The sequence below is a fragment of the Chromohalobacter nigrandesensis genome (assembly GCF_023061285.1).
In the GTDB taxonomy this organism is placed as follows: Bacteria; Pseudomonadota; Gammaproteobacteria; order Pseudomonadales; family Halomonadaceae; genus Chromohalobacter; species Chromohalobacter nigrandesensis.
In genome coordinates, this window is sequence record NZ_JAKGAM010000005.1 from 210,047 (window position 1) to 231,752 (window position 21,706).

Annotated in this window: 23 protein-coding genes and 1 pseudogene; 18 read left to right on the top strand and 6 right to left on the bottom strand. The window is 61.5% G+C overall.

The features are described from left to right. Positions 1-76: 76 nt before the first annotated feature. The 9 genes from metK (at position 77) to L1073_RS09055 (ending at position 7,830) form a co-directional block, all read left to right on the top strand. Positions 77-1,297: a methionine adenosyltransferase gene (gene metK, locus L1073_RS09015; RefSeq protein WP_246898606.1), complete on the top strand. Its 1,221-nt coding sequence runs from the start codon at positions 77-79 to the stop codon at positions 1,295-1,297. Between the two features lie 216 nt (positions 1,298-1,513). Beyond that, a complete protein-coding gene (locus L1073_RS09020; protein WP_246898607.1) occupies positions 1,514-1,702 on the top strand; it encodes a DUF3180 domain-containing protein in 189 nt (62 codons plus the stop codon). Between the two features lie 24 nt (positions 1,703-1,726). Continuing rightward, positions 1,727-2,656, top strand: coding sequence for a TAXI family TRAP transporter solute-binding subunit (locus L1073_RS09025; RefSeq protein WP_246898609.1), 930 nt, complete (start codon positions 1,727-1,729; stop codon positions 2,654-2,656). A 26-nt stretch (positions 2,657-2,682) separates the two neighbouring features. Beyond that, entirely contained in the window at positions 2,683-3,180 is a 498-nt protein-coding gene (locus L1073_RS09030; protein ID WP_246898611.1) for a DUF1850 domain-containing protein, read from the top strand. A 29-nt stretch (positions 3,181-3,209) separates the two neighbouring features. Further along, the gene (locus tag L1073_RS09035; protein WP_246898613.1) at positions 3,210-5,384 is read left to right on the top strand and encodes a TRAP transporter permease; all 2,175 of its coding nucleotides are present in this window, start codon (positions 3,210-3,212) and stop codon (positions 5,382-5,384) included. Between the two features lie 124 nt (positions 5,385-5,508). Further along, positions 5,509-6,045 (top strand): helix-turn-helix domain-containing protein, encoded by a 537-nt coding sequence (locus L1073_RS09040; RefSeq protein ID WP_246898614.1) that lies wholly within the window; start codon positions 5,509-5,511, stop codon positions 6,043-6,045. Further along, positions 6,042-6,770 (top strand): AzlC family ABC transporter permease, encoded by a 729-nt coding sequence (locus L1073_RS09045; protein ID WP_246898616.1) that lies wholly within the window; start codon positions 6,042-6,044, stop codon positions 6,768-6,770. The genes L1073_RS09040 and L1073_RS09045 overlap by 4 nt, the downstream gene beginning before the upstream one ends. After that, complete coding sequence (locus L1073_RS09050; RefSeq protein WP_246898618.1) at positions 6,767-7,093, top strand: AzlD domain-containing protein; 327 nt, start codon at positions 6,767-6,769, stop codon at positions 7,091-7,093. Before L1073_RS09045 ends, L1073_RS09050 begins: the two co-directional genes overlap by 4 nt. A gap of 14 nt (positions 7,094-7,107) precedes the next feature. Further along, positions 7,108-7,830, top strand: a complete 723-nt coding sequence (locus L1073_RS09055; protein WP_246898620.1) for a helix-turn-helix transcriptional regulator — start codon at positions 7,108-7,110, stop codon at positions 7,828-7,830. Positions 7,831-7,844: 14 nt separating this feature from the next. Here the strand turns inward: L1073_RS09055 and L1073_RS09060 are convergent, their stop codons facing one another. After that, positions 7,845-8,774, bottom strand: a complete 930-nt coding sequence (locus L1073_RS09060; RefSeq protein ID WP_246898621.1) for an AEC family transporter — start codon at positions 8,772-8,774, stop codon at positions 7,845-7,847. Between the two features lie 136 nt (positions 8,775-8,910). On the opposite strand from L1073_RS09060, the gene yddG reads away from it, so the two are divergent. From yddG to sodC, 4 genes are all read left to right on the top strand, one after another. Then, positions 8,911-9,807 carry an aromatic amino acid exporter YddG gene (gene yddG / locus L1073_RS09065; protein ID WP_246898623.1) on the top strand — a complete coding sequence of 299 codons (897 nt, stop codon included), beginning with the start codon at positions 8,911-8,913 and terminating at the stop codon, positions 9,805-9,807. 57 nt (positions 9,808-9,864) lie between these two features. Continuing rightward, entirely contained in the window at positions 9,865-10,839 is a 975-nt protein-coding gene (locus L1073_RS09070) for a cation diffusion facilitator family transporter (protein ID WP_246898625.1), read from the top strand. A 157-nt stretch (positions 10,840-10,996) separates the two neighbouring features. Further along, positions 10,997-11,845 (top strand): methylenetetrahydrofolate reductase [NAD(P)H], encoded by an 849-nt coding sequence (metF, locus tag L1073_RS09075; RefSeq protein ID WP_246898627.1) that lies wholly within the window; start codon positions 10,997-10,999, stop codon positions 11,843-11,845. A 72-nt stretch (positions 11,846-11,917) separates the two neighbouring features. Further along, positions 11,918-12,448 carry a superoxide dismutase [Cu-Zn] SodC gene (sodC, locus tag L1073_RS09080; RefSeq protein WP_246898628.1) on the top strand — a complete coding sequence of 177 codons (531 nt, stop codon included), beginning with the start codon at positions 11,918-11,920 and terminating at the stop codon, positions 12,446-12,448. 97 nt (positions 12,449-12,545) lie between these two features. Here sodC and L1073_RS09085 read toward each other — a convergent pair whose 3' ends face one another. Both L1073_RS09085 and prlC read right to left on the bottom strand, forming a co-directional pair. Continuing rightward, positions 12,546-12,806: a YheV family putative zinc ribbon protein gene (locus L1073_RS09085; RefSeq protein ID WP_246898630.1), complete on the bottom strand. Its 261-nt coding sequence runs from the start codon at positions 12,804-12,806 to the stop codon at positions 12,546-12,548. Positions 12,807-12,886: 80 nt separating this feature from the next. Continuing rightward, on the bottom strand, positions 12,887-14,938 hold the full coding sequence (prlC, locus tag L1073_RS09090) for an oligopeptidase A (protein WP_246898631.1): 2,052 nt from the start codon (positions 14,936-14,938) through the stop codon (positions 12,887-12,889). A 154-nt stretch (positions 14,939-15,092) separates the two neighbouring features. Here prlC and L1073_RS09095 point away from each other — a divergent pair, with 154 nt between their 5' ends. From L1073_RS09095 to L1073_RS09105, 3 genes are all read left to right on the top strand, one after another. Beyond that, a complete protein-coding gene (locus L1073_RS09095) occupies positions 15,093-16,433 on the top strand; it encodes a sodium-dependent transporter (RefSeq protein WP_246898632.1) in 1,341 nt (446 codons plus the stop codon). A 55-nt stretch (positions 16,434-16,488) separates the two neighbouring features. Continuing rightward, the gene (locus tag L1073_RS09100; RefSeq protein ID WP_246898634.1) at positions 16,489-17,028 is read left to right on the top strand and encodes a gamma carbonic anhydrase family protein; all 540 of its coding nucleotides are present in this window, start codon (positions 16,489-16,491) and stop codon (positions 17,026-17,028) included. A gap of 127 nt (positions 17,029-17,155) precedes the next feature. Further along, a complete protein-coding gene (locus tag L1073_RS09105) occupies positions 17,156-17,827 on the top strand; it encodes a metal-dependent hydrolase (protein WP_246898636.1) in 672 nt (223 codons plus the stop codon). Between the two features lie 24 nt (positions 17,828-17,851). Here L1073_RS09105 and L1073_RS09110 read toward each other — a convergent pair whose 3' ends face one another. Both L1073_RS09110 and L1073_RS17350 read right to left on the bottom strand, forming a co-directional pair. Next, positions 17,852-18,637 carry a GntR family transcriptional regulator gene (locus tag L1073_RS09110; RefSeq protein ID WP_246898637.1) on the bottom strand — a complete coding sequence of 262 codons (786 nt, stop codon included), beginning with the start codon at positions 18,635-18,637 and terminating at the stop codon, positions 17,852-17,854. A gap of 45 nt (positions 18,638-18,682) precedes the next feature. Continuing rightward, on the bottom strand, positions 18,683-18,784 hold the full coding sequence (locus L1073_RS17350; protein WP_425531572.1) for a DUF1499 domain-containing protein: 102 nt from the start codon (positions 18,782-18,784) through the stop codon (positions 18,683-18,685). A gap of 321 nt (positions 18,785-19,105) precedes the next feature. Here L1073_RS17350 and L1073_RS09120 point away from each other — a divergent pair, with 321 nt between their 5' ends. Continuing rightward, a complete protein-coding gene (locus tag L1073_RS09120; protein ID WP_246898639.1) occupies positions 19,106-19,426 on the top strand; it encodes a hypothetical protein in 321 nt (106 codons plus the stop codon). Positions 19,427-19,487: 61 nt separating this feature from the next. Here L1073_RS09120 and L1073_RS09125 read toward each other — a convergent pair. Then, positions 19,488-19,699: pseudogene (locus tag L1073_RS09125) on the bottom strand (DUF3820 family protein). A gap of 148 nt (positions 19,700-19,847) precedes the next feature. On the opposite strand from L1073_RS09125, the gene mqo reads away from it, so the two are divergent. Continuing rightward, positions 19,848-21,542, top strand: coding sequence for a malate dehydrogenase (quinone) (mqo, locus tag L1073_RS09130; protein WP_246898640.1), 1,695 nt, complete (start codon positions 19,848-19,850; stop codon positions 21,540-21,542). The last annotated feature ends 164 nt before the right edge of the window (positions 21,543-21,706 follow it).

The following is a 21,706-nucleotide window of genomic DNA, read 5'->3' on the forward strand; positions in this document are numbered from 1 at the left end:
GACGTGATTTCATCTCCTTAACGATGGCGGTCGTGTTCCGGCTCGCCAGCATGTAATAGAGAGAGTCGAGGACGCCATGAGCGAATACTCCCTGTTTACTTCCGAGTCTGTCTCCGAGGGGCACCCGGACAAGATCGCCGATCAGATTTCCGATGCGGTGCTGGATGCCATCATCGCCCGCGACAAGCAGGCACGCGTAGCCTGTGAAACCATGGTCAAGACCGGTGTCGCCATCGTCGCCGGTGAGATCACTACGGCCGCCTGGGTCGATCTGGAAGACTTGGTACGTAACGTCATCAACGATATCGGTTACACCTCTTCGGATGTGGGCTTCGACGGCAACACCTGTGGTGTACTCAATCTGATCGGCAAGCAGAGCGTGGATATCGCCCAGGGCGTCGATCGCTCCAAGCCCGAAGATCAGGGTGCGGGCGATCAGGGGCTGATGTTCGGCTACGCCACCGACGAGACCGATTCCTACATGCCGGCGCCGATTCACTATTCCCACCGTCTGGTGGAGCGCCAGGCCGAGCTGCGCAAGCATGGCTTGCTGCCGTGGTTGCGTCCGGATGCCAAGAGCCAGTTGACATTCCGCTACGATGCACAGGGCAAGCCGTGCAGCGTCGATGCCATCGTGCTGTCCACGCAGCACGATCCTGACATCGATCAGGATGAACTGCGTGACATGGTCAAGCGCGAGATCATTGAGCAAGTGATTCCCGCTGAATGGTTGACCGAGAACACCAAGTACCACATCAATCCGACCGGCAACTTCGTCATCGGTGGTCCGGTGGGTGACTGCGGTCTGACAGGGCGCAAGATCATCGTCGATACCTACGGCGGTATGGCGCGTCATGGTGGCGGGGCATTCTCGGGCAAGGACCCCTCGAAGGTCGACCGTAGCGCTGCCTATGCCGGACGTTACGTCGCCAAGAACATCGTCGCCGCCGGTCTCGCCGAGCGCTGCGAGATTCAGATCTCCTACGCCATCGGTGTGGCCGAGCCGACTTCCGTCTCGGTGGATACCTTCGGCACTGGCAAGATCAGCGATGCCAAGATCGTCGAACTGATTCGCGAGCACTTCGACCTGCGTCCGAACGCGATTACCAGCATGCTTAACCTGCTACATCCCATGTATCAGCTAACGGCGGCTTACGGTCACTTCGGTCGCGAACCGTTCGAGCACAGCTACACCTGGACCGATGCCAACGGCGAGAAGAAGACCGAGACCTTCACGGCGTTCCCCTGGGAAAAGACCGACCGTGCCGAAGCGCTACGTCAAGCGGCTGGCCTTTGATAATTCTGTAAGCGATTGCAGGATACGAAACCCCCGGCCTTCCGGGGGTTTTGTGTTGGAGCCCGTTCAGCCGACGCAGTGTGGCTATGGACGCAGATTGCTACTTTAGTCGTAAGATGGGGTGTCGCCATGGTATCCCCTCGCTGCGGCTCGTAAGCTAGGGGGCCGACAATTCAATAACCACGGGATCGTGGATAATCAAGGGGTGGATGCGCTATGGCGACTCGTACTTTGATGCTGGCGGCTGCGTTGGGCCTTTCCGGTGCCCTGCTGGCTGGTTGCGGTGACGACGGAAGTGACTCCGATACCGAGGAAGCGACGCAAAACGGCGAGACGAGCTCGCAGGCCTCCGAAGAGCAGGCATCGGACAATGCCAGTGACACCAATGGCGAAGGTGACAAGTAGACCGCGAGTGTCGAGCCGGTCAACTTGATCTTCGGCACCGGGGGCACGGGCGGTACCTACTATCCCATCGGCGGAGCCCTGAAGGGCGTCTTCGAGGCCAGCGATCTCGTCGATGGCGTTCAGGTCGTTTCCACCGGCGCGTCCGTGCAGAACATCAACAACATCACCGATGGTCTCAATCAGATCGCCATCGTGATGAGCGATGTCGCCTATGATGCCGTCAACGGCGAAAACCAGTTCGATGGTGATCCCGCCGACATTCAGGCGCTCGCCGGGCTTTATCCCAACGTGGTGCAGGTCGTGGCCACCGAAGATAGTGGCATCGAGAGCATTGCCGATCTCGAAGGCAAGCGTGTCGGCGTGGGTAAGGTCGGTTCCGGCGTCGAGCAGAGTGCCGCCAAGGTGATCGAGTCCGCCGGCTTGAGCTATGACGACCTGGCACAGGTCAGCCATACCGGATATGCCGATAGCGTGACCGGCATGAGCAACGGCAACATTGATGCCGCTTTCTTTACCTCCGGGGTACCCAACTCGAGCATCACTGGGTTGATGCAAAGCACCGACATCACCTTCGTACCGGTGAGCGGTGACGTGGCGGACAAGCTGCTGGAAGCCTATCCGTATTACGAGACGTATACACTGCCGGCGGGCGCGCCCGAGCGTTATGATCTCGGCGAAGAAGTCGACACCGTGGCGATTCGCAACATGCTGATCGTTAGCGGCGATATGCGCGATGATGTCGCCGAAGAGCTGACTCGGCGCTTCTATGATTATCTCAACTCCGAGAACGTCTCGGTCGGCGCTCTCAAGCAGTTCGACCCTGACAGCATGAACCAGAACCTGGTGGCGCCGGTGCATCCGGGGGCTCAGGAATTCTACGACTCGTTGTCCTCAGAGAACGGTGATGCCGACAACGCCTCGAGCGAGGATAGCGCCGACGACGCGCAATCCTGATGCCAGGCCTGGCGGTGTGATGCACTATGCCGCGTAAGCGTTGGTGGATCGTCAGCACGGTGGCGATCATGGCGATCGCCACCGTATTGTATCCATGGCCTTGGTTGGCGGTCCGTGAAGGATCGCAATGGCGCTATGCCTTCCCAGGCTGGGAGGGGACATCGTTCACCTTGCGCTGGACGCACTCTGTCGAGAAGGAAGATTGGGAGGAGTGGTTCGAGGTGACCGCTGGTGGCGCGATCGAGATCACTGGCACCCGTTTCAAGACCTTTGGGGCCGGCGTCCCGGCATCGGCAGGCAAGGAAACACACCTCGAGGATGGTTGGGTGGTGATGACGGGCATCGACCGCGTCGTCGACCCTCTCGCCGTCCAGGCAGCCGCCGCCGAGCATTATCGCATGCGCTATGCCGGGCACATGTTCGCGTTATCGCATGCCTCTCCGCCGCCGATTTACACGTTTAGCGTCCGCAGGGCCCCACTCTGGCGAGTATTGCCGGCATTGGTGAGGCCCTGGTTGTCGTAATGACTCGCCTTGCGAGGATGAAAATCCCTATGTCTCAAGATAAAAGTGCATCAGCCGCCGATGGTAATGACAAGGCGGTCCAGGAAGCACTGGAAAAGTTCGATCGTGAAAGTCTGGTGCGCGATGCCTTGCCGGGACTGGTGCTCAAGTTCGTCACCGTCCTGGCGGTATTGCTGGCACTATTTCACCTGTATACCTCGTTCGCGGGGCCGCTGGTCGATGTGGCGCAGCGGAGTATCCACTTGTATACACTGCTGGGCCTGACGTTCATTCTCTACCCGTTGACCCGCAAGGGTGCGCGTGACCGGGTGCCGTGGGGAGATGTCATCCTCGCGGTGCTGGCGTTTGGCGTCGGCGTTTACATGCTGATGGTGTCCGATCGCGTCATTGCCTCGGCGGGACGCATCAACGATATCGACATGCTGGTGGGCTTTGTGGCCATCCTGCTGGTACTCGATGCCACCAGGCGCGCGACGGGGTGGGGGTTGACGCTACTGGCGACGATTTTCCTGGCCTACGGCTTCTACGCCAAGTTGTCGTTCTACCCGCAGTTGAACGAGTCGGTCATTCTGGCGACCTGCCGGCAGATCATGTCGCACCTGGTGTTTATCACCGAGGGTCTGCTGGGTACCGCCATCGGCGTCTCGGCCAGCTACATCATCCTGTTCATTTTGTTCGGCGCCTTCCTGGGCAAGTCGGGACTGGGCCAGTTGTTCAACGACTTGGCACTCGCCGTGGCGGGACACACACGCGGCGGACCGGCCAAGGTCGCGGTCATCGCCAGCGGCTTTCTGGGCTCGATCAATGGGTCGGCGATCGCCAATGTGGTGACCACGGGGGCCTTCACCATCCCGTTGATGAAGCGCACCGGTTACAAGCCGAATTTCGCGGGGGCCGTCGAGGCCTCGGCGAGTGTCGGCGGACAGATCCTGCCGCCGATCATGGGCGCGGCCGCCTTTATCATGGCGGAAGTCCTGTCGGTGCCTTACACCCAGGTGGTACTGGCCGGGATCATCCCGGCGTTGCTGTTTTACCTGGGCGTGTTGTTCCAGGTGCACCTGCGTGCTCTGCGCAATGGCCTCGAGGGGATCCCGCGCTCCGAGCTGACGCCGCTCAAGGCCGTGATGCTCAAGCGCGGTCATCTGCTGGTGCCGATGGTGGTGCTGCTGTGGCTGCTGTTCGATGGTCGGGCACCGTTCTTTGCGGCTTTCTGGTCGGTTGCCGCCACTGTGCTGATCTGCGGCACGCGTCGGGTCACCGTGGGTGTCAGCGCGATTCTGGCGCTGTTGATCTTCGAGCCGCAATTGCGGGCATTGTTTGCCGGTTATGCGCAGCCCAGCATGCCGGTGAGTCGCTGGTCACTGTTCCTGATCATTGCGGTGCCGGTGGCGCTCAACGCCGTGCGTGCCAAGCTCGGTCTGGTGGCGGAGAAAATGGATATCGCCGAGTGTCGCGATGCCATGCACGACGGGGTGCGCAACGCCATTCCCGTGGCGGTCGCCTGTGGCGCGGTGGGTATCATCGTGGGGATCGCCACGCTCACCGGCATCGCCCTGGACGCTGCCGATGCTGTGGTCACCCTGGGGCAGCAGATTCCGATCCCCATGATTCAGCTACTGGTCACGCTATTTCTGACCATGCTCGCGTCCATCGTGCTGGGCATGGGGCTGCCGAGCATTCCCACCTACATCATTACCAGTACCATGGCGGCGCCGATCCTGCTTAACCTGCCGCTGTTCCGTGAGCTGGCGGGCAGCAACGAGACAGCGATCTTCGTGGCGCACATGTTCGTGTTCTACTTCGGGTTGTTCGCCAACCTGACGCCGCCGGTGGCCCTGGCGGCCTATGCTGGCGCCGGCATCAGCGGTGGCTCGCCCAATGCCACGGGATTCCAGGCCATGAAACTGGCCGTTGCCGGTTTCGTGGTGCCCTACATGTTCGTGTTCGCGCACAGCATGCTGATGATCGACGCCACGCTGGGTAATATCCTGTGGGTGGTCGTCACCGGCGTGGTCGGCGTCTTGTTGCTGGCCGTGGCGGTGGAAGGCTATCTGCGCCGGCCGCTCAATCCGTTCTGGCGTCTGCTGGCAGCGGTGGGGGCGCTGACATTGATCTATCCTGGCTTGCTCAGCGATGTTGTCGGTGCGGCCATCACGGCCGTCTTGTTCCTGCTGGCCAAGCAGACGCAACCCGCGACGGCGTGACGAGTGGGTTATAGCGCATGACGATAATGTGTGTTGAGAATCAGGGGCGCCAACGTGGCGCCCTTGTTTTTTGATGTCTTGTTCGTTAAAAAGAACGAAAGCGTTCTTTTTGGTAAACAAAACCATGCCGTCACCGAGTCCTGTCATCGTCGCTAACGTGCGCCGCCTTCGCGAGGCGCGGGGATATTCATTGAGCGCGCTGGCCGAGCGTGCCGCGATCAGCAAGTCGACGCTCTCGCAGCTCGAGGCCGGCAAGGGGAATCCCACCATCGAAACGCTATGGACACTCGCCAATACGCTGGGCGTGGCTTTCAGCGAGCTGCTCGCCGAGAGCGAAGAGGGTATGACCGTCAGCGAACCCGGTGGAGGCGGTGTACAACTGATGGTGCGCGGGCAACAGTCGCCTCGGGTAGAGGTCTATCTCATGCACCTGGCACCGGGGGAGATAAAAACCTCGCGGGCGCATCCGCGAGGCGTGCGGGAGCATGTCATGGTGGTCGAGGGCACGTTGCGGGTGGGAGCGCTCCATGCGCTGGCCGTTTGTCGGCCGGGCGAAGAGCACGTGTTCGCGGCGGATGTCGAGCACCGCTATGAAGCGCTGCTGGACACTACGCGACTCGTGGTCAGCATCGTGTATCCGCATGACGAGATGGCTCAATGAGTCTTGAACGGGCAATTTTGTCGCCCTGGCGTGCGGCCGGCCGGGGCCTGCACGAGAGCCTATCGCTGGTCGTCGGCTATGCGCCGATCGCGTTCTCGTTTGGGGTCATCGCCGTGCAGTCCGGGCTGACACCCTGGCAGGCCGTAGGTATTTCGTTGCTGGTCTTCGCCGGCGCCAGCCAGTTCGTGATGGTGGCGATGATGGCGGCGGGCAGTGGCGGGCTCACAGTGTTATCAGCGGTGTTGATGATGAATCTACGCCATTTGTTCTACGGGCCGGCCTTGGCGACACGTCTCGTGGCATTGCCGCGTCGCCTGGCGCCCTGGCTGGCGTTCGGGCTGACCGATGAAGTCTTCGCCACGGCGATGGCCAAAGGAGCGTCGCGGCCCCTCGAGCCAGCGTGGTGCCTGGGCCTGGCATCGGGCGCCTATCTGGCCTGGGTCGGCGGTACGGCGCTGGGCGCCAGCGTGGGGGCGGGTTGGGCAAGCGATGGCGGCTACGTGGCACAGGCACTCGACTTCGTGCTGCCCGCGCTGTTTCTGGCCTTGCTGGCGCAGGCGTGGCGTCGCGCACGATGGCCGGTGGTGGCGGTCGCGGCTGGTGCCACGCTATTGGCAATGGTGTGGTGGCCGGGGCATGTGGCCATGCTGGTCGGCATGCTGGCGGGCGCCCTGGTGGGTAGTCGTCGACTCCGGGCCGAATGCTCTCAGGAGGCGACGACATGACATGGTGGGGCATCGTGATCGCGGCCGGGGCGGGCACGTTTTTGATACGTTACCTGCCGCTGCTTTCCGGGACGCGCCTGGCGCGTGGTGAAGGCAGGCTGAATCGCTTTCTCGGGGCGTTGGGGCTTGCCGCCATTGCGGCGTTGATCGTTCTCTCGGTGAGCGATCTATGGTGGCAGGCACCACACTGGCGCGGCGGGGTACGCTTGGCGCTGGGCGCGGCGGCGGTGTTGCTGGTGCAGCGTTTGACGCCTAACGTGGGGCTGGCCACGTTGGTCGGTGCCGGTGTCTATGGCGCGGCCGGCTGGGTCCTGGCCGATTGAGATGAGCCGCTGCCATGTCGAATGAATGCTTGTTGCCCACCGCCGAGACGCGCTGCTACCCGGACCGGGTGCTGACCGATCGCCATGGTTTCCACCAATGGCTGATCGGGCTCGAAGGCGTTGTCGAACTGGAAGCTGGCGGACGTGGCGCGCACGTGGATGCGGGGCGGCTCGTCACTATCGCCAGTGGCAACGAGCACCACTATCTGGCGCCGGGCCACAACCGCACGCTGGTGCTCGATCTACCCGTTGACTGGTGCGAAGCGGCGGGACTTGGCGATGTCACGTCGTGCTGTCTGCCGTCGATGGCGCGTGCGGATATCGCTGCGCTCGTCGACGCACGTCCCGAAGTGCTGGCGCGGCGACTGCATGTGCTGCTCGAGCAGGGACGCGCGATGCATACCCAGCCGCGTCTGCGCTTGCTGCATTTGTTGCCGGTGATCGAGGCGGATCTGGCGGCGCCCTGGCGTGTGCGTGACTGGGCGGCGCGCTGCCACATGACGGAGGCGGCGTTCGCACGGCGTTTTCGCGCCCTCACCGGTATCTCGCCACATGCCTGGTTGATCGAGCGCCGCCTGCAGCGCGCCTGTGCACTGATGCAGGATCCCCATCGTCCTCTCACCGAGATCGCCCAGGCATGCGGCTTTCACGACAGCGCGCATTTTTCGCGCGCCTTCCGCGCTCGTCATGCGTTGTCACCCCGCGAGTGGCGGCAACGTCGCCAGTCGGCAGATTAACGGTAGCCGGCTCGTTAACCGAGTCCGGCGATCCGCCAGAGAATACCGAGATAAGGCGGAATGATCAGCGGCGCCGCCACGGTCGTCAGCAGCACGGCGATGGCGCCCTTGGCGGGACGGATGTTCAGTTCCATGGCGATGACCACGACATTGGCCGCCATGGGCACCACACCGAGCAATAGCAGTGCACCGGCCAGCGTCGACGAGATGCCTATTGTCGTTTGCAGGGCGAGCACGAGGCCCAGCATCACCAAGGGCCACATCACGTAGCGCGCGGCGATGCTGGCACCCAGAAAGCGGACATCGAACGCGCGCATCGAGACGCCGCCTAGCGTCATGCCGATGATCATCATGCCAAGCACGGTATAGCTGGCGCGGAAGTAGTCGAGTCCTTCGATCACGGCACCGGGCACCGACCAGGGCAGACGCGAGGCGACCAGCGCTGCCAGAAAGGCGTAGAGCAACGGCAGGCGGACGATTTTGCCGAGGCTCTCGCGGACCGAGAATTGCCCACGGGCGCTGATGTAAAACCCCACGCTGAATTCGAACAGCGTGATGCCCAGCAAACAGAACAGGTAAGCGGCGACGCCCTCCGGCGGGAGCAGCGCCATGGCCAGGGGGAGCCCGAAGTAGCCGGTGTTGCCGGTGCCGGCGGAAAACGCCAGCAGCGCGGCTTCCTGTGGGGCGAAGTAACGCCGCACGATGGCGTGAGTCGCCAGACACAGAACGCTGGCTAGTGCGAACATGCCCGCCGTCAGACCCAGCAAGGCGGGAGAGGGCTCGCCCAGATAGAGCCCGCGAAAGAACGTCAGCGGTGCGATGAGATAGATCAACAGCGTGGCGATGGGGCGTGGGTCGACGGCGAGACGCCGCGCGCAGAGCCAGCCCAGTGCCACGAAGATCAGCAGCATCCATAGCGGTTGAGAAAGATCGACTTGGGACATGCACACTTCCTGATGATGAGCCTACATGATGCCCGTTATGCGACTTGTTGGGCAGCCCTGGGTCAGGATTCTACAAGTTTGTGTGCCGCACGCGTGGCAACCTGGACGGACGTTCGCATCTGCAAAGGGAGTCATCATGTCGATCGAGGATTCCGCGTCTCGTCGGGCCACGCTGATCGGCGCCACCACTGTGCTCAACTGGGCCTTGTTGGCGGCGTTGACGCAATTGGCAGGCCCCGTGCCGCCGTTTCTGCTCACTGCGCTGGCGTTCGGCCTGGCCTTCGTGTGCTTCATGGTCTGGCTGCGTGTGCGTGGCGAGTCGCTGCGCGCACCGCTGCGTCAGCCGCCGCGGGTCTGGGCGCTGGGTGTCGGCGGGCTTTTCGGCTATCACGCCCTGTATTTCGTCGCCCAGCAGAATGCGCCCCCCGCCAACGCCGGGTTGATCAGCTATCTGTGGCCCCTGTTGATCGTGCTGTTCGTGGCGCTGTTGCCCGGCGAGCGACTGCGCGTGCGCCACGTCGTGGGGGCGTTGCTGGGCTTCGTGGGCGCCGCCTTGCTGGTGGGCGGCGATGTCAGCGCCTCGGGCAGTGCCTTGGGGTATGTCGCGGCGTTCGCCTGTGCCTTCCTGTGGAGCGGGTATTCGGTGCTCTCGCGGGCCAACCGCGCGGTGCCCACGGCGGCCGTGGGGGGCTTTTGCCTGGCGACGGCGATACTGGCGGCGTTATGTCACTGGTTGTTCGAGCCCTCGCGCTGGCCGCAGGGCATCGGTTGGCTGGGCGTGATTGGCCTGGGGCTCGGTCCGGTGGGTAGTGCCTTCTTTACCTGGGACGTGGGTGTGAAACATGGCGACTTGCGCTTGCTGGGATTGCTGGCCTATTTCACGCCGCTGTTGTCCACCTTGGTGCTGATCGCCACCGGCTATGCCTCGGCGACGGCTTGGCTGGTATTGGCGGCGGCCCTGATCACGCTGGGCATGCTCATCGGCAGTGGCTGGTTACGTGTGCCGCGACGCGGCAACGGATCGACGGATTGACCCTGAAGTCCACTCCAGGCATTACACTGGAGAAAAGCCATCCAGAGGCACGACGGCATGGGACATTTGTCTTCCGGTCACGATCATGCGGTGCATGATCATCACGACCACGACCACGACCACGACCACGACCACGCACCCACGGTTACCGCCGATAGCGCCAGGCGCGTCAAGCTGGCCATGTACCTGACCGCCGGCTTCATGCTGGCGGAGGCGATCGGCGGTTGGGTGTCGGGATCATTGGCGCTGCTGGCCGACGCTGGACACATGTTCAGCGACAGCTTTTCACTAGGGCTGGCGTTGTTTGCCTTCTACATGGGCGACAAGGCGCCGGATAAGCGGCGTACGTTCGGCTATCAACGCTTCCAGGTGTTGGCGGCTTTCATCAATGGACTGACGCTGTTGGGCATTGCGGTATGGATATTTATCGCTGCCATCGAGCGTTTCACCCAGCCGGTGGACGTGCTGGCCGGGCCGATGATGGTCATCGCGGTTCTTGGCTTGCTGGTGAATCTCGTGGTGTTCAAGATCCTGCACGGCGGCGATCAGGAGAACCTCAACCTGCGTGGGGCGCTGTTGCATGTGATGGGCGACCTGTTGGGGTCGGTGGCCGCGATTGCAGCCTCGCTGGTGATCATGCTGACCGGGTGGACGCCCATCGACCCATTGCTCTCCGTGCTGGCCGCGGCCTTGATCCTGCGCGCAGCGTGGAAAATTCTGCGTCGCTCGGCCCATACCCTGCTCGAAGGCACCCCGGAAGGCGTCGACATCGACAAGATTCGCACGGCATTGGAAGATATCGAGGGGGTGGTGAGTGTGCATGATCTGCATGTCTGGGGACTCACGCCACAGGATCCGTTGCTGAGTCTGCATCTGGTGGTACGCGATGACATGTCGCACCAGGCGATGCTCCAGGCCGCCTATGCGCGCTTGCAGGAACGCTTCGGGATCAGCCATGCCACGATGCAAGTCGAAGGTGAGGCGTGTCTGACGGGCGGCGATTGCCAGGTGACATCCTCGACGCATCCCTGAGACGCCGGCAACGGGGCATCGGACACCATGACCCGGATTAATGCCGAGCCGCGAAACTTTCATTGGTCAGCGCGGACGGGGATCGGCAGAATGCGCGGCATCGAATACGAACGTGACCCGATGTCGGTCACGCCATGTCATGAAGAGGGTTGCATCGATGAGTACTCGCGAACATCCGCTGGGGATCAGCTTCGAATTCTTTCCGCCCAACACCGAGGCGGGGCGGGAAAAGCTGAAAGGCGTGCGTGACACGCTTGCCGAGCGGCGTCCGCGTTTCTTCTCGGTGACCTACGGCGCCGGAGGCTCGACCCAGGCGCGAACCTTCGAGACCGTCAAGACGGTACGCCAGTGCGGCATCGATACCGCGCCGCACCTGTCCTGCATCGGTAGCGACAAGGGTGAGTTGCGTGAGCGCCTGGCGAGTTTCCGTGAGGCGGGCATCACCAACCTGGTCGCGCTGCGTGGCGACCTGCCTTCGGGTATGGGAGGGATGGGCGAGCTGCGTTACGCCAACGAGCTGGTCGAGTTCATTCGCGAGGAAACCGGCGATCATTTCCAGATCGCCGTGGCGGCGTACCCCGAGGTGCATCCCCAGGCGCCCAGTTACGAGCACGATCTGCAAAATTTCGTGCGCAAGATGCAAGCCGGTGCCGATCTCGCCATCACGCAGTACTTCTTCAGCGCCGACGCCTACTTCCATTTCCTCGAGCGGGCCCGCGCGCTGGGGGTCGAGGCGCCGATCGTGCCGGGCATCATGCCGATCAGCAATTACACCAAGCTGGCGCGGTTCTCGGACGCCTGCGGGGCGGACATCCCGCGCTGGATCCGCAAGCAGCTCGAGGCCTACGGCGACGATAGCGAAAGCATCCAGGCCTTCGGCGAGGAGGTGGTATCGAATCTTTGTCAGCGCCTGCTCGATGGCGGGGCGCCGGGGCTGCACTTCTATACGCTCAACCAGGCGACGCCGGCGCTGCGAGTGCTCGATAACCTACGCTGCGAGAGCTGATGCATGGCGTTTGGCGCGCTCTTCATCTAGCCTGGGAAGAGTAGACGTCTCACCCATGGATAGGAGAAAGGCATGCTACGTACCCCTCGTATTGCGCTCGGTATCGGCAGTGCCCTGTTGATGCTGGGAAGTGCCCAGGCAGCGGAACATGATATCGAGATGCATCAGGTCAATGCCCAGGGCACTGGCGACAGCGTGGGCAGCGTGACCCTCGAGGACACCGATCACGGCCTGCTGCTGACACCGGATCTTTCGGGCCTTGAACCAGGTATGCACGGTTTTCACGTGCACATGAACCCGAGTTGCCAGCCGTCGGAGCAAGACGGTGAGACGGTGCCGGGCGGTGCCGCCGGCGGTCACTACGATCCCGAAGACACGGGCACGCACCAAGGGCCCTATACGGACGGACATCTCGGCGATTTGCCGGTGTTGATGGTCGATAAGGACGGTAACGCCATGACGCCGGTGTTGGCACCGCGTCTTGAAGCCTCCGACTTGGACGGCCGCGCGGTGATGATTCATGCCGGTGGCGACAATTATTCCGACGAGCCCAAGCTGGGCGGCGGCGGCAAGCGCGTCGCGTGCGGCACCTTGTCCGATTGATCGCCCTTTAGGCGGTGGCAGATAACGAAAAGGCTCCCCAGCGGGAGCCTTTTTCATGCGTCTTGCTTTATACCGTGGCGGTACGGCGGATCCGCGGTCAGTGTGTTTTGCCGTCACTCGGATCGATCAGGCGCACGGTCTGGATGTCGTCGGCCGTGTCGTCCTCGCGTGGCTGGTTGACGCGTGTGGCGATGTCTTCGGCGAAGCCATTCTCATCGATGGCCAGTTGCTCCAGGTAATCGCAGGACACGCATTCGCGATAGCGGATGCCGTTCTGCTCCCAGGCACGGATGCGATCCATGGCCGCGCAGCGCGGGCAGATGGCGCCGGCGATGAAACGCTTGGGGGTGGCCGTCATCTTGGAGTCCTCTCACGATGGCAACCGGGCACGTGGCCCGGTTGGAAAGAATTGCAAAAGCGGAATTGCAAAAGACGGTATCAGGCCGCGTCGGCATTCTCGATGCCGGAGTGGCGAAGCAGCGCTTCGATGCTGGGCGCGCGGCCGCGAAAGGCGCTGAACAGCGCGGCGGCGTCGCGCGAACCACCGCGCTCGAGAATTTCCTGGCGGAAACGCTTGCCCGTCGCGGCATCGAAGATGCCGGCGTCTTCGAAGGCGCTATAGGCATCCGCCGAGAGCACCTCCGCCCACTTGTAGCTGTAATAGCCCGCCGCGTAGCCGCCGGCGAAGATGTGCCCGAAGCCGTTCTGGAAACGGTTGAAATCGACACGTGGCGTGACGGTGGTCTTGTCGCGCACGTCGTCGAGCAGGGACTGGATCTGGCCGGCGTCGGGTGCTTTGAGTTCATGGTGCAGGCGGAAGTCGAACAGTGACAACTCGAGTTGGCGCGTCATGCCCATGGCCGACTGGAAGTTGCGCGCGGCTTGCAACTTGTCGAGCAGGGCGTCGGGCAGTTTCTCGCCGGTATCGACATGCGCGGCGATCATGTCCAGCCCCTCGCGCTCCCAGCAGAAGTTCTCCATGAACTGGCTGGGGAGCTCGACCGCGTCCCAGGCGACGCCGTTGATGCCGGAGACATCGGCGACGGTCTGGCGTGTCAGCATGTGATGCAGGCCGTGGCCGAACTCGTGGAACAGCGTCAGCACTTCGTCATGGGTGAGTAGCGCCGGCTTGCCGCCCACGGGACGCGTGAAGTTGCAGGTCAGGTAGGCGACCGGCAATTGCAGGCTGCCGTCCTCGCGGGTGCGGCGCACGCGGCACTCGTCCATCCAGGCCCCGCCACGCTTGCCCTCGCGGGCGTACAGATCGAGATAGAAGCCGGCGATCGGTGTGTCGCCGTCGAGAATCTCGAAATAGCGTACGTCGGCGTGATAGCGCGGCACGTCGTCGCGCTCGGCGAAGCGGATGCCGTAGAGCGTGCCGGTCACCTGGAAAAGCCCCTCGATGACCTTGGGGGCCGGGAAATAGGGGCGTAGCTGTTCTTGCGAGATGGCGTAGCGCGCTTCGCGGAGCTTCTCGCTGGCGTAGCCGACATCCCAGGGCGCGAGCGACTCGAGCCCCAGCGATTCGCGGGCGAAGGCTTCGAGTTCGTTGAATTCGCGCTGGGCCTGGGGGTGCGCGCGTTCGGCCAGATCGTCGAGGAAGCCTAGCACTTGCTCGGGCGAGTCGGCCATCTTGGTGGCCAGTGAATAATCGGCATAGGTGGCAAACCCGAGCAGTTCGGCTAGCTCGCGGCGCAACCGTAAGCTTTCCTCGATGATCGGCGCGTTGTCGAAGCGACCGGCATCCGGGCCCTTGTCCGAGGCTCGGGTCACGAAGGCGGTATAGACTTCCTCGCGTAGCGCACGGTCGTCGGCGAAGGAAAGCACCGGGTAGAAGCTCGGGAAATCGAGCGTGATGCGATACCCCTCGACGTCCTTGGCCTCGGCGTTGGCCTTGAGTGTGGCCAGTGCGCTTGCCGGCAGGCCGGCCAGGCGCGAGTCGTCGGGTAGGTCCTTGTGCCATGCCTGGGTGGCGTCGAGCACATGGTTGGAGAAGGTGTTGGCCAGTTCCGACAAGCGTGCCTGAATCTCGCCGTAGCGGTGCTTCTTGTCCTCGGCTAGATCGACACCGGCGAGGCGGAAATCACGCAGGGTATTGTCGATGGAGCGTTGCTGACCTTCCTCAAGACGGGCGTACTCGTCGCTTTCCTTGAGGCGCGTGAAGGCGTCGAAGAGGCCTTGATGCTGGCCCAGCCAAGTACTGTAGTCGGAAAGCATGGCGAGACACGCTTGATAGGCGTCGCGCAGCGCGTCGTTGTTCATGGTGGAATTGAGGTGCGACACCGGCGACCAGGCCTGCGAGAGGCGGTCGTTGAGGGCCTCGAGCGGCGCTGCGAGGTTGTCCCAACTGACTTGCGTCTGGTTGGCGAGGGCCTCGATGTCACGGCGATTCTCCGCCAGAAGCTGCTCGATAGCCGGCACCACATGCTCGGGCTGGATGTCATCGAACGGCGGTAGGGCATGCGATTCGAGCAAGGGGTTGCGTGACATGGGCACCTCAATATGAACGTGTGGATGAAGCATAAATGGGGGTGGGCCCGGCTGCTTTCAATGTCGGAGCAATTGGCCGCCAACCGCGCGCCTGCTAGGCTTGGCGCTTGTGGCGCCGTGTGGGGCGCCAGATCATAATCAAGGGTACAACGCCATGAGTGAAACGCTGGAACGCTGGGGGTCGCGACGTGCTTTCATTCTCGCGGTGACCGGGGCGGCTGTGGGCCTGGGCAATATCTGGCGCTTTCCCTACATGACGGGCGAAAACGGCGGGGCGGCATTCCTGTTGCTGTATGTGGTGTTCGTGCTGGTCCTGGGACTGCCGATCATGATCGCCGAGATCCTCGTGGGGCGTGCCGGACGACGCGGGCCGATACATGCCCTGGCGCATCTGGCGCGCCAGGCGGGAGTGTCGCCGCATTGGCGTTGGCTGGGGCTGTTCGGCGCGGTGACGGTGTTCTTCATTCTATCGTTCTATTCGGTGGTCTCGGGATGGTCGATCGAGTATCTGATCGAGTCGGTCAACGGCAACTTCAGCGGCCGCACGCCGGATGAGATCGGCGCCAGTTTCGATGCTTTCCTCGCCGATCCGCTGCGCATGACGTTCAACCATACGTTGTTCATATTGCTGACCATTTCGGTAGTAGCGGCGGGTATTTCCGGCGGTTTGGAGCGACTCAACAACCTGCTGATGCCGCTACTCTACATCTTGCTGGTGGTGCTGGTCGGTTACGCCGTGACCACCGACGGTTTCGGCACCGCGATGGCGTGGCTGTTCACGCCCGATCTCGAGGCAATCACCTTGAGCGTGGTACTCAATGCCATGGGCCACGCCTTCTTTACCCTGGCGGTAGGCGCCTGCGCGCTGATGGCCTATGGGGCCTATATGCCCGATCACCAAAGCTTGCCGCGTGCCGTGGCGGCGGTGGCGGTGCTGGATGTCGCCGTGGCGTTGCTCGCGGGCATCGCGATTTTCTCGGTGGTGTTCTCGCAGGGCATGGATCCTGCCGAAGGGCCGGGATTGATGTTCGTGACCTTGCCCATCGCCTTCGCTGATCTGCCGGGCGGGCCGTTGTGGTTGGGTGTTTTCTTCCTGTTGCTGCTGCTGGCGACATGGACCTCGTCGATCAACCTGGCCGAGCCGTTGGTGGCGATCCTCACCGATGCAGGCCTCAAACGCGGCAAGGCGGCGGCGTTGATCGGCTCCTTGGTGTGGTTGGTCGGCTTGCTGTCAGTGTTCTCATTCTCGAGTCTGTCGGAGGTGACATGGCTGGCGGGCATGAATTTCTTCGAACTAGTGACGACCGTGCCACTGGAGTTCTTTCTGCCCATCGGCGGGTTGTTGATCGCTATCTTCGCTGCCTGGGTCATGCCGGCGAGCACGGCCATGCGGGCGCTGGATGCAGGGCCTGGCGGGTTTCGGCTGTGGCGTGGGTTGGTGCGTTACGTGTCGATCCCTTTGGTCGTCATCGTGCTGTTGTCGGCGCTATGGTGATGCCCGCCGATCGTGAGTTGTTTGGCCACCACGCATTGAATAAAGGAGAGAGTGGATGACACTACGGACGTTCAAAGGAACGACGCCGCGTCTGGGGGCGCGGGTCTATATCGACCCCATGTGTGTCGTGCTGGGCGATGTCACTTTGGGTGATGACTGCTCGGTATGGCCGATGACCGTGATTCGTGGCGATATGCATCGTATCCGTATCGGCGCGCGGTGCAGCATTCAGGATGGCAGCGTGTTGCATATTACCCATGCCAGCGATTACAACCCCGAGGGCTATCCGTTGACGCTCGGCGACGATGTGACGGTGGGCCACAAGGCGCTGCTGCATGGTTGCACCATCGGTAGCCGCGTGCTGGTGGGCATGGGTGCCACGGTCATGGACGGCGTCGTCGTCGAGGACGAGGTGATCATCGCCGCCGGCGCATTGGTAACGCCGGGCAAGCACCTGGAAAGTGGATACGTCTATGCGGGCAATCCCGCGAAGCCGCTCAGGGCGCTCAAGGAGGCCGAGCGTGCGTTCTTCACCTATACGGCGGGGAATTACGTGAAACTCAAGGACGAGTACCTGGCCCAGCCACCCGTATAATGACACGCCAGGAGTGCCAGGCTTACCCGAGGCGGTATTTTCTCGCTTAACGCATTGTTTTGTCTCGTCATGAAGCCCCATAATCTGGTTTTTCATCCAGTATTGTCGAGGGCGTCTCGGGCGGGCCATGGCCAACTTTCGCACACATTTCGGCGTTGCCCTGGGCGGCGGCGCGTTGGCGGCCTATGCCGGCTGGCAGGCAAGCCTCTGGAGCTTCAACGAGGGCTGGCCCCTGGCAGTATTGACGGCGTTTGGCGGCATCCTGCCCGATATCGACTCCGATCATTCGTATGCCATTCGTCTGATCTTCACCCTGTTGGCCGTCCTCGCAGTGATCGCCGGCGCGCTATGGCTGCAATCGCGCCTGGCGCCGGGGCCGTTGGTGCTGGCATGTGGCGGTTTATATCTCGGCGTACGCTACTTGGCTGGCGCAATCTTCAAGCGCTTCACGGTGCATCGCGGCATCTGGCATTCGTTGCTGGCGAGTTTTCTTTGCGGCATGGGCACGGCGGCGATGAGTTTTCATCTGCTGGACCAGCCGGCACCGATGGCCTGGATCCAGGGCCTGGCATTGAGCGGAGGGGCGTTGATCCATCTGTTGCTCGACGAGTTGTACAGCGTCGACCTGGTCGGTTCACGGCTCAAACGTTCCTTCGGTACCGCCTTCAAACTCTTCGATTATCGCGAACCTGGCAACGCCGTTCTGTGGCTGCTGTTGGGCATTGCGCTGGCGCCGTGGCTGCCGCCCTGGGCCACGTTGCTGGAATTAGTGAGTCGCGGTGTGGCGCCCTGGTTATGATCTGGCGTGTCTGACGGGGCGGCTTCAAGTAGGCGATTCGGGTAATCCCTGGGAGCGACGCTGCGCGCGCTGGGCGCGTGTCTCGGCACGTTCGAGTTCGAGGAGTCCGTTCTCGACGAAGGCCAGATGTTCGTGGGCGCGTGCTTGTGCTTCGTCGGCGTTGCCGGCGAGGATACTCTCGAACAGCGCACGATGCTGGTCCATGAGGCGGTCGCGGGAGTCCGGCTTTTCGAACAGGTGGGCCAGGTTGGCGACGATGCTTTTTTCCAGCAGATGAAACAGGCCACGCATGGTGTGTAGCAGCAGGACGTTGTGGCCTGCCTCGGCGATGGCTAGATGAAAAGCCGCGTCGGCACGAGCCTCGCGCATGGGATCGCTGCTGCGATCGGGATGCCGATAACTGGCCTCGAGTTCCTCGAAGCGCGTTTGCAGCATGGCCTTGTCGTCGGGCGTGGAGCGCAAGGCGGCGTAATAGGCCGAGATGCCTTCCAGGGCGTCGCGGAATTCGAGTAAATCGAGATTGAACTCACCGTGCCGCGTGAGCATTTCCAGGAGCGGATCGCTATAGCTGTTGCTGAGCTGCTCGGAAACGAAGGTGCCACCGCCCTGACGGCTGGTGAGCAGGCCGCGTGCGGCGAGCTTCTGGATGGCCTCGCGCAGGGAAGGGCGCGAAACACCGAAGTGCTCCGCCAATTCACGCTCGGGAGGCAGTTTCTCCCCGGGCTTGAGACTGCCTTCGAGCAGCATGGCCTCGAGCCGCTCGGTGATGACGTCGGCGAGACGCGGTTGTCTGAGGTGCTGTGGAGCCATGGGCGTCGCTTGTTACTCGGTGGATGATGACGGGCATGAAGCCAGCTAATAAGATGCGTTGGTGCCGACATTGCTCGCGCCCAGTCGCGACGCTGAGCGCATATCCACCCGTACGCCGTTGTCCTGCTCGGTCAGGCGAAACACCACGTCATCCTTGAAACCAAACCAGGGGTGATGGCGGTTGCCTCAATGGTATCGTCAGTAATCGTTTCAATCTGCCAGCCAGCGGCTTCCACTTCCGCCTGAACCGCGCCAAAGCGGCGGGTCATCGCGCCGACGATCAGCAGTAGTATGCTCAGCTATGCCAATAGGGTGAGCCATTTGCCTCCTTTCGGGTGCCGAGCGCTTGATTGTGTGGCCATGCCTTTCTCCCAGCGTTCAAAGCGTTAACATGTTCAAGATATCTTCAGCATAACCAGCTTATTGATCGGTATGCTTGTTTTCCCGACAAGAGAGCGTCTGACCACGATGACCCAACGCGATACCCACACCACTATAGCAAATCAGGTGCGCGCATTGCTGGCAAACGCGCCCTGCGATGCATTGCCCATGACCTATCAACAGGTGGCAACCGCGCTAGGGCTTACGCCACCCCGCACCATCCAGCGCGTTGCTCAGGCGCTCGAGCAGCTCATGGAAGAGGATGTGGCCGCCGGTCAGCCAATGGTCGCGGCATTAGTCGTCAGCCGCCAATGTGCGGGTTTTCCCGCCGCCGGCTTTTTTGAACGGGCGGTGGCTCTGGGCCGATTCCCTACCGACCCCGCCAACATGAGGCGCTATAATCGCTGAGCGTAACAAGGCGTTTGAATCTCGACACGCTTGAATTTCGAGATGACCAGCGACGACCACGCTAGCTGTTACGCAGTGGTTCAAGCAGGCTCGCCAGCCCGTTATGGTCGATTTCATACATAGATGTAGCAGTTGGCCAATTTCGCCGGCTGGAAAACCTTACTGTGCAAACCAGTTCAAGTAGGGCCAGGGCAAGTCGGCGATCAGGCGACCCTCATACTTGCCAAAGGGCATGCTGCGAGTCACTAACTTTTCCAGATCCTCTGGTTTCATAACTTAAAACCTATTCATTCTCATTTGAGCAAGGTGCATGTTCCCGGTAGGGCGAAATTTTGTTAGACTTTAGTCGACAGACAATACCCTCTCGATGCCGAAAACTCAGTGTTCCGGCGCGTCCTTCCTGTACCGTCTAGGACATGACATGCAAAAACGCTTTAGCCTATTACTTTGTTCTCCAATGTTGGCGCTGGTAGCTATGCCGCTTGCCGCCGATGAGCCAGCTGCCGATGAGCCAGTTGATGTGGTATTGATTGGTGGCGGCATTATGAGCGCCACGTTGGGCACCTATCTGCAAGAGCTTGAGCCTGAGTGGAATATCCATCTTTATGAGCGCTTGGATCAAGTGGCCGAAGAGAGCTCCAATGCCTGGAATAACGCAGGGAGCGGGCACTCAGCCTTCATGGAACTAAATTACACGCCAGAGGTTGAGGGTCAAGTTCAAATTGAGCGTGCCACTAAGGTAACTGAACAGTTCGAAGTCTCCCGTCAGTTTTGGGCTCACCAGGTAGAGGCTGGCATTCTGGGTGAGCCTGATTCGTTTATCCAAAGTGTGCCGCACATCGCAGTGGTGTGGGGAGAGGACGACGTCGACTTCTTGGATAAGCGCTATCAGGCGATGACGCAAAACCCCCTTTATGCGGGTATGGAGTACTCTGAGGATCGCGCGGAACTGGCCGAGTGGATGCCGCTAGTGATGGCTGAGCGTGAAGATAGCGATACGCCCGTGGCAGCAACGCGTATGCAGATGGGTACCGAAGTTAACTATGGTGCGCAAACGCGCCAAATGGTTGAGTCGCTGGCGCAAAGCGACCACTTTATGCTGGGGCTTAGTAGTGAAGTGCGCGGTCTAGAGCGCAATGACGACGATACCTGGAAGGTCACCGTAGCGGATCTCGCCAACGGTGGGGAAACCACCGTGGATTCCCGCAACGTCTTTATCGGCGCGGGTGGTGGTGCGCTATTGTTGCTGCAGGAGTCTGGCATTCCTGAAGCCGAAGCCTACGCAGGCTTCCCAGTAAGTGGCCAGTTCCTTTACACCACGAATCCAGACGTGGTGGCCCAGCACGATGTAAAAGCCTATGGCAAAGCAGGTGAAGGTTCTCCACCCATGTCCGTGCCGCACTTGGATCGGCGTAACCTGGACGGTGAGCCCGCGCTATTTTTTGGCCCCTTTGCGGCGGTCTCCACCAAATTCCTGAAAGAAGGTTCCTGGACGGATCTGTTCAGCTCGCTGACGCTGCACAACACTTGGCCGGTAGCTGAAGTTGGGATGGATAACTTGAATCTGGTGAGTTACTTGGCTGGCCAGGTACTGATGTCTGACGATGATCGCTTTGAAGCACTGCAGAAGTACTACCCTGAAGCAAACCAAGACGATTGGAAACTATGGACAGCAGGTCAACGGGTACAAATTATTAAAGAAGATCCTGAAAAGGGGGGTGTGTTGCAGTTCGGTACCGAAGTCGTGACGTCGCAAGATGGCACCATGTCGGCACTGCTGGGTGCATCGCCGGGGGCCTCGACGGCGCCTTCCATCATGCTAAACCTGCTTGACCGCGTTTTCCCTGAACAGGTGGCCAGTGCAGAGTGGCAGGAAAAGCTGACCGATATTGTGCCTTCCTATGGACAGCGTTTAGCGGAGAATCCTGAATTGCTCCGTGAAATACGTGCCTTTACCGCGCAAACCCTGCAGCTAGATGAGCCACAGAACCTTGCTACCGATAGCGACGCAGAACAGGCGAGCGAGGAGAGTGACGCGCAAGACGAGCAGAACGAAGCAGCCGCAAGCGATTCTCCGGCAAACGAGACGCCGGAAGAAGCTGTCACCGACGTATAACGTTTTGTTGGCCGCACTTTGACGTCGATAGCTAAAACGCTACCTTTGTTCGGGGTAGCGTTTTTTTATTGTCTCCATAACGGCTGATGATAGCTATTAAAGGCCCGCTCACTGGGCTATTTCGCTAATCAGTTGGGCAAGCGCCCGGGCGGGCTCGCTCAAGT

What these genes read in the sequence shown, in the direction of transcription:
- L1073_RS09095 (WP_246898632.1), top strand. Translation starts at nt 15,093, where the DNA reads ATGAGTGAAACGCTGGAACGCTGGGGGTCGCGACGTGCTTTCATTCTC.
- L1073_RS09070 (WP_246898625.1), top strand. Translation starts at nt 9,865, where the DNA reads ATGGGACATTTGTCTTCCGGTCACGATCATGCGGTGCATGATCATCAC.
- L1073_RS09030 (WP_246898611.1), top strand. Translation starts at nt 2,683, where the DNA reads ATGCCGCGTAAGCGTTGGTGGATCGTCAGCACGGTGGCGATCATGGCG.
- L1073_RS09110 (WP_246898637.1), bottom strand. Translation starts at nt 18,637, where the DNA reads ATGGCTCCACAGCACCTCAGACAACCGCGTCTCGCCGACGTCATCACC.
- L1073_RS09050 (WP_246898618.1), top strand. Translation starts at nt 6,767, where the DNA reads ATGACATGGTGGGGCATCGTGATCGCGGCCGGGGCGGGCACGTTTTTG.
- L1073_RS09020 (WP_246898607.1), top strand. Translation starts at nt 1,514, where the DNA reads ATGGCGACTCGTACTTTGATGCTGGCGGCTGCGTTGGGCCTTTCCGGT.
- L1073_RS09100 (WP_246898634.1), top strand. Translation starts at nt 16,489, where the DNA reads ATGACACTACGGACGTTCAAAGGAACGACGCCGCGTCTGGGGGCGCGG.
- sodC (WP_246898628.1), top strand. Translation starts at nt 11,918, where the DNA reads ATGCTACGTACCCCTCGTATTGCGCTCGGTATCGGCAGTGCCCTGTTG.
- prlC (WP_246898631.1), bottom strand. Translation starts at nt 14,938, where the DNA reads ATGTCACGCAACCCCTTGCTCGAATCGCATGCCCTACCGCCGTTCGAT.
- L1073_RS09035 (WP_246898613.1), top strand. Translation starts at nt 3,210, where the DNA reads ATGTCTCAAGATAAAAGTGCATCAGCCGCCGATGGTAATGACAAGGCG.
- mqo (WP_246898640.1), top strand. Translation starts at nt 19,848, where the DNA reads ATGCAAAAACGCTTTAGCCTATTACTTTGTTCTCCAATGTTGGCGCTG.
- metF (WP_246898627.1), top strand. Translation starts at nt 10,997, where the DNA reads ATGAGTACTCGCGAACATCCGCTGGGGATCAGCTTCGAATTCTTTCCG.
- yddG (WP_246898623.1), top strand. Translation starts at nt 8,911, where the DNA reads ATGTCGATCGAGGATTCCGCGTCTCGTCGGGCCACGCTGATCGGCGCC.
- L1073_RS09105 (WP_246898636.1), top strand. Translation starts at nt 17,156, where the DNA reads ATGGCCAACTTTCGCACACATTTCGGCGTTGCCCTGGGCGGCGGCGCG.
- L1073_RS09055 (WP_246898620.1), top strand. Translation starts at nt 7,108, where the DNA reads ATGTCGAATGAATGCTTGTTGCCCACCGCCGAGACGCGCTGCTACCCG.
- L1073_RS09040 (WP_246898614.1), top strand. Translation starts at nt 5,509, where the DNA reads ATGCCGTCACCGAGTCCTGTCATCGTCGCTAACGTGCGCCGCCTTCGC.
- L1073_RS09060 (WP_246898621.1), bottom strand. Translation starts at nt 8,774, where the DNA reads ATGTCCCAAGTCGATCTTTCTCAACCGCTATGGATGCTGCTGATCTTC.
- L1073_RS09085 (WP_246898630.1), bottom strand. Translation starts at nt 12,806, where the DNA reads ATGACGGCCACCCCCAAGCGTTTCATCGCCGGCGCCATCTGCCCGCGC.
- L1073_RS09120 (WP_246898639.1), top strand. Translation starts at nt 19,106, where the DNA reads ATGACCCAACGCGATACCCACACCACTATAGCAAATCAGGTGCGCGCA.
- L1073_RS09045 (WP_246898616.1), top strand. Translation starts at nt 6,042, where the DNA reads ATGAGTCTTGAACGGGCAATTTTGTCGCCCTGGCGTGCGGCCGGCCGG.
- metK (WP_246898606.1), top strand. Translation starts at nt 77, where the DNA reads ATGAGCGAATACTCCCTGTTTACTTCCGAGTCTGTCTCCGAGGGGCAC.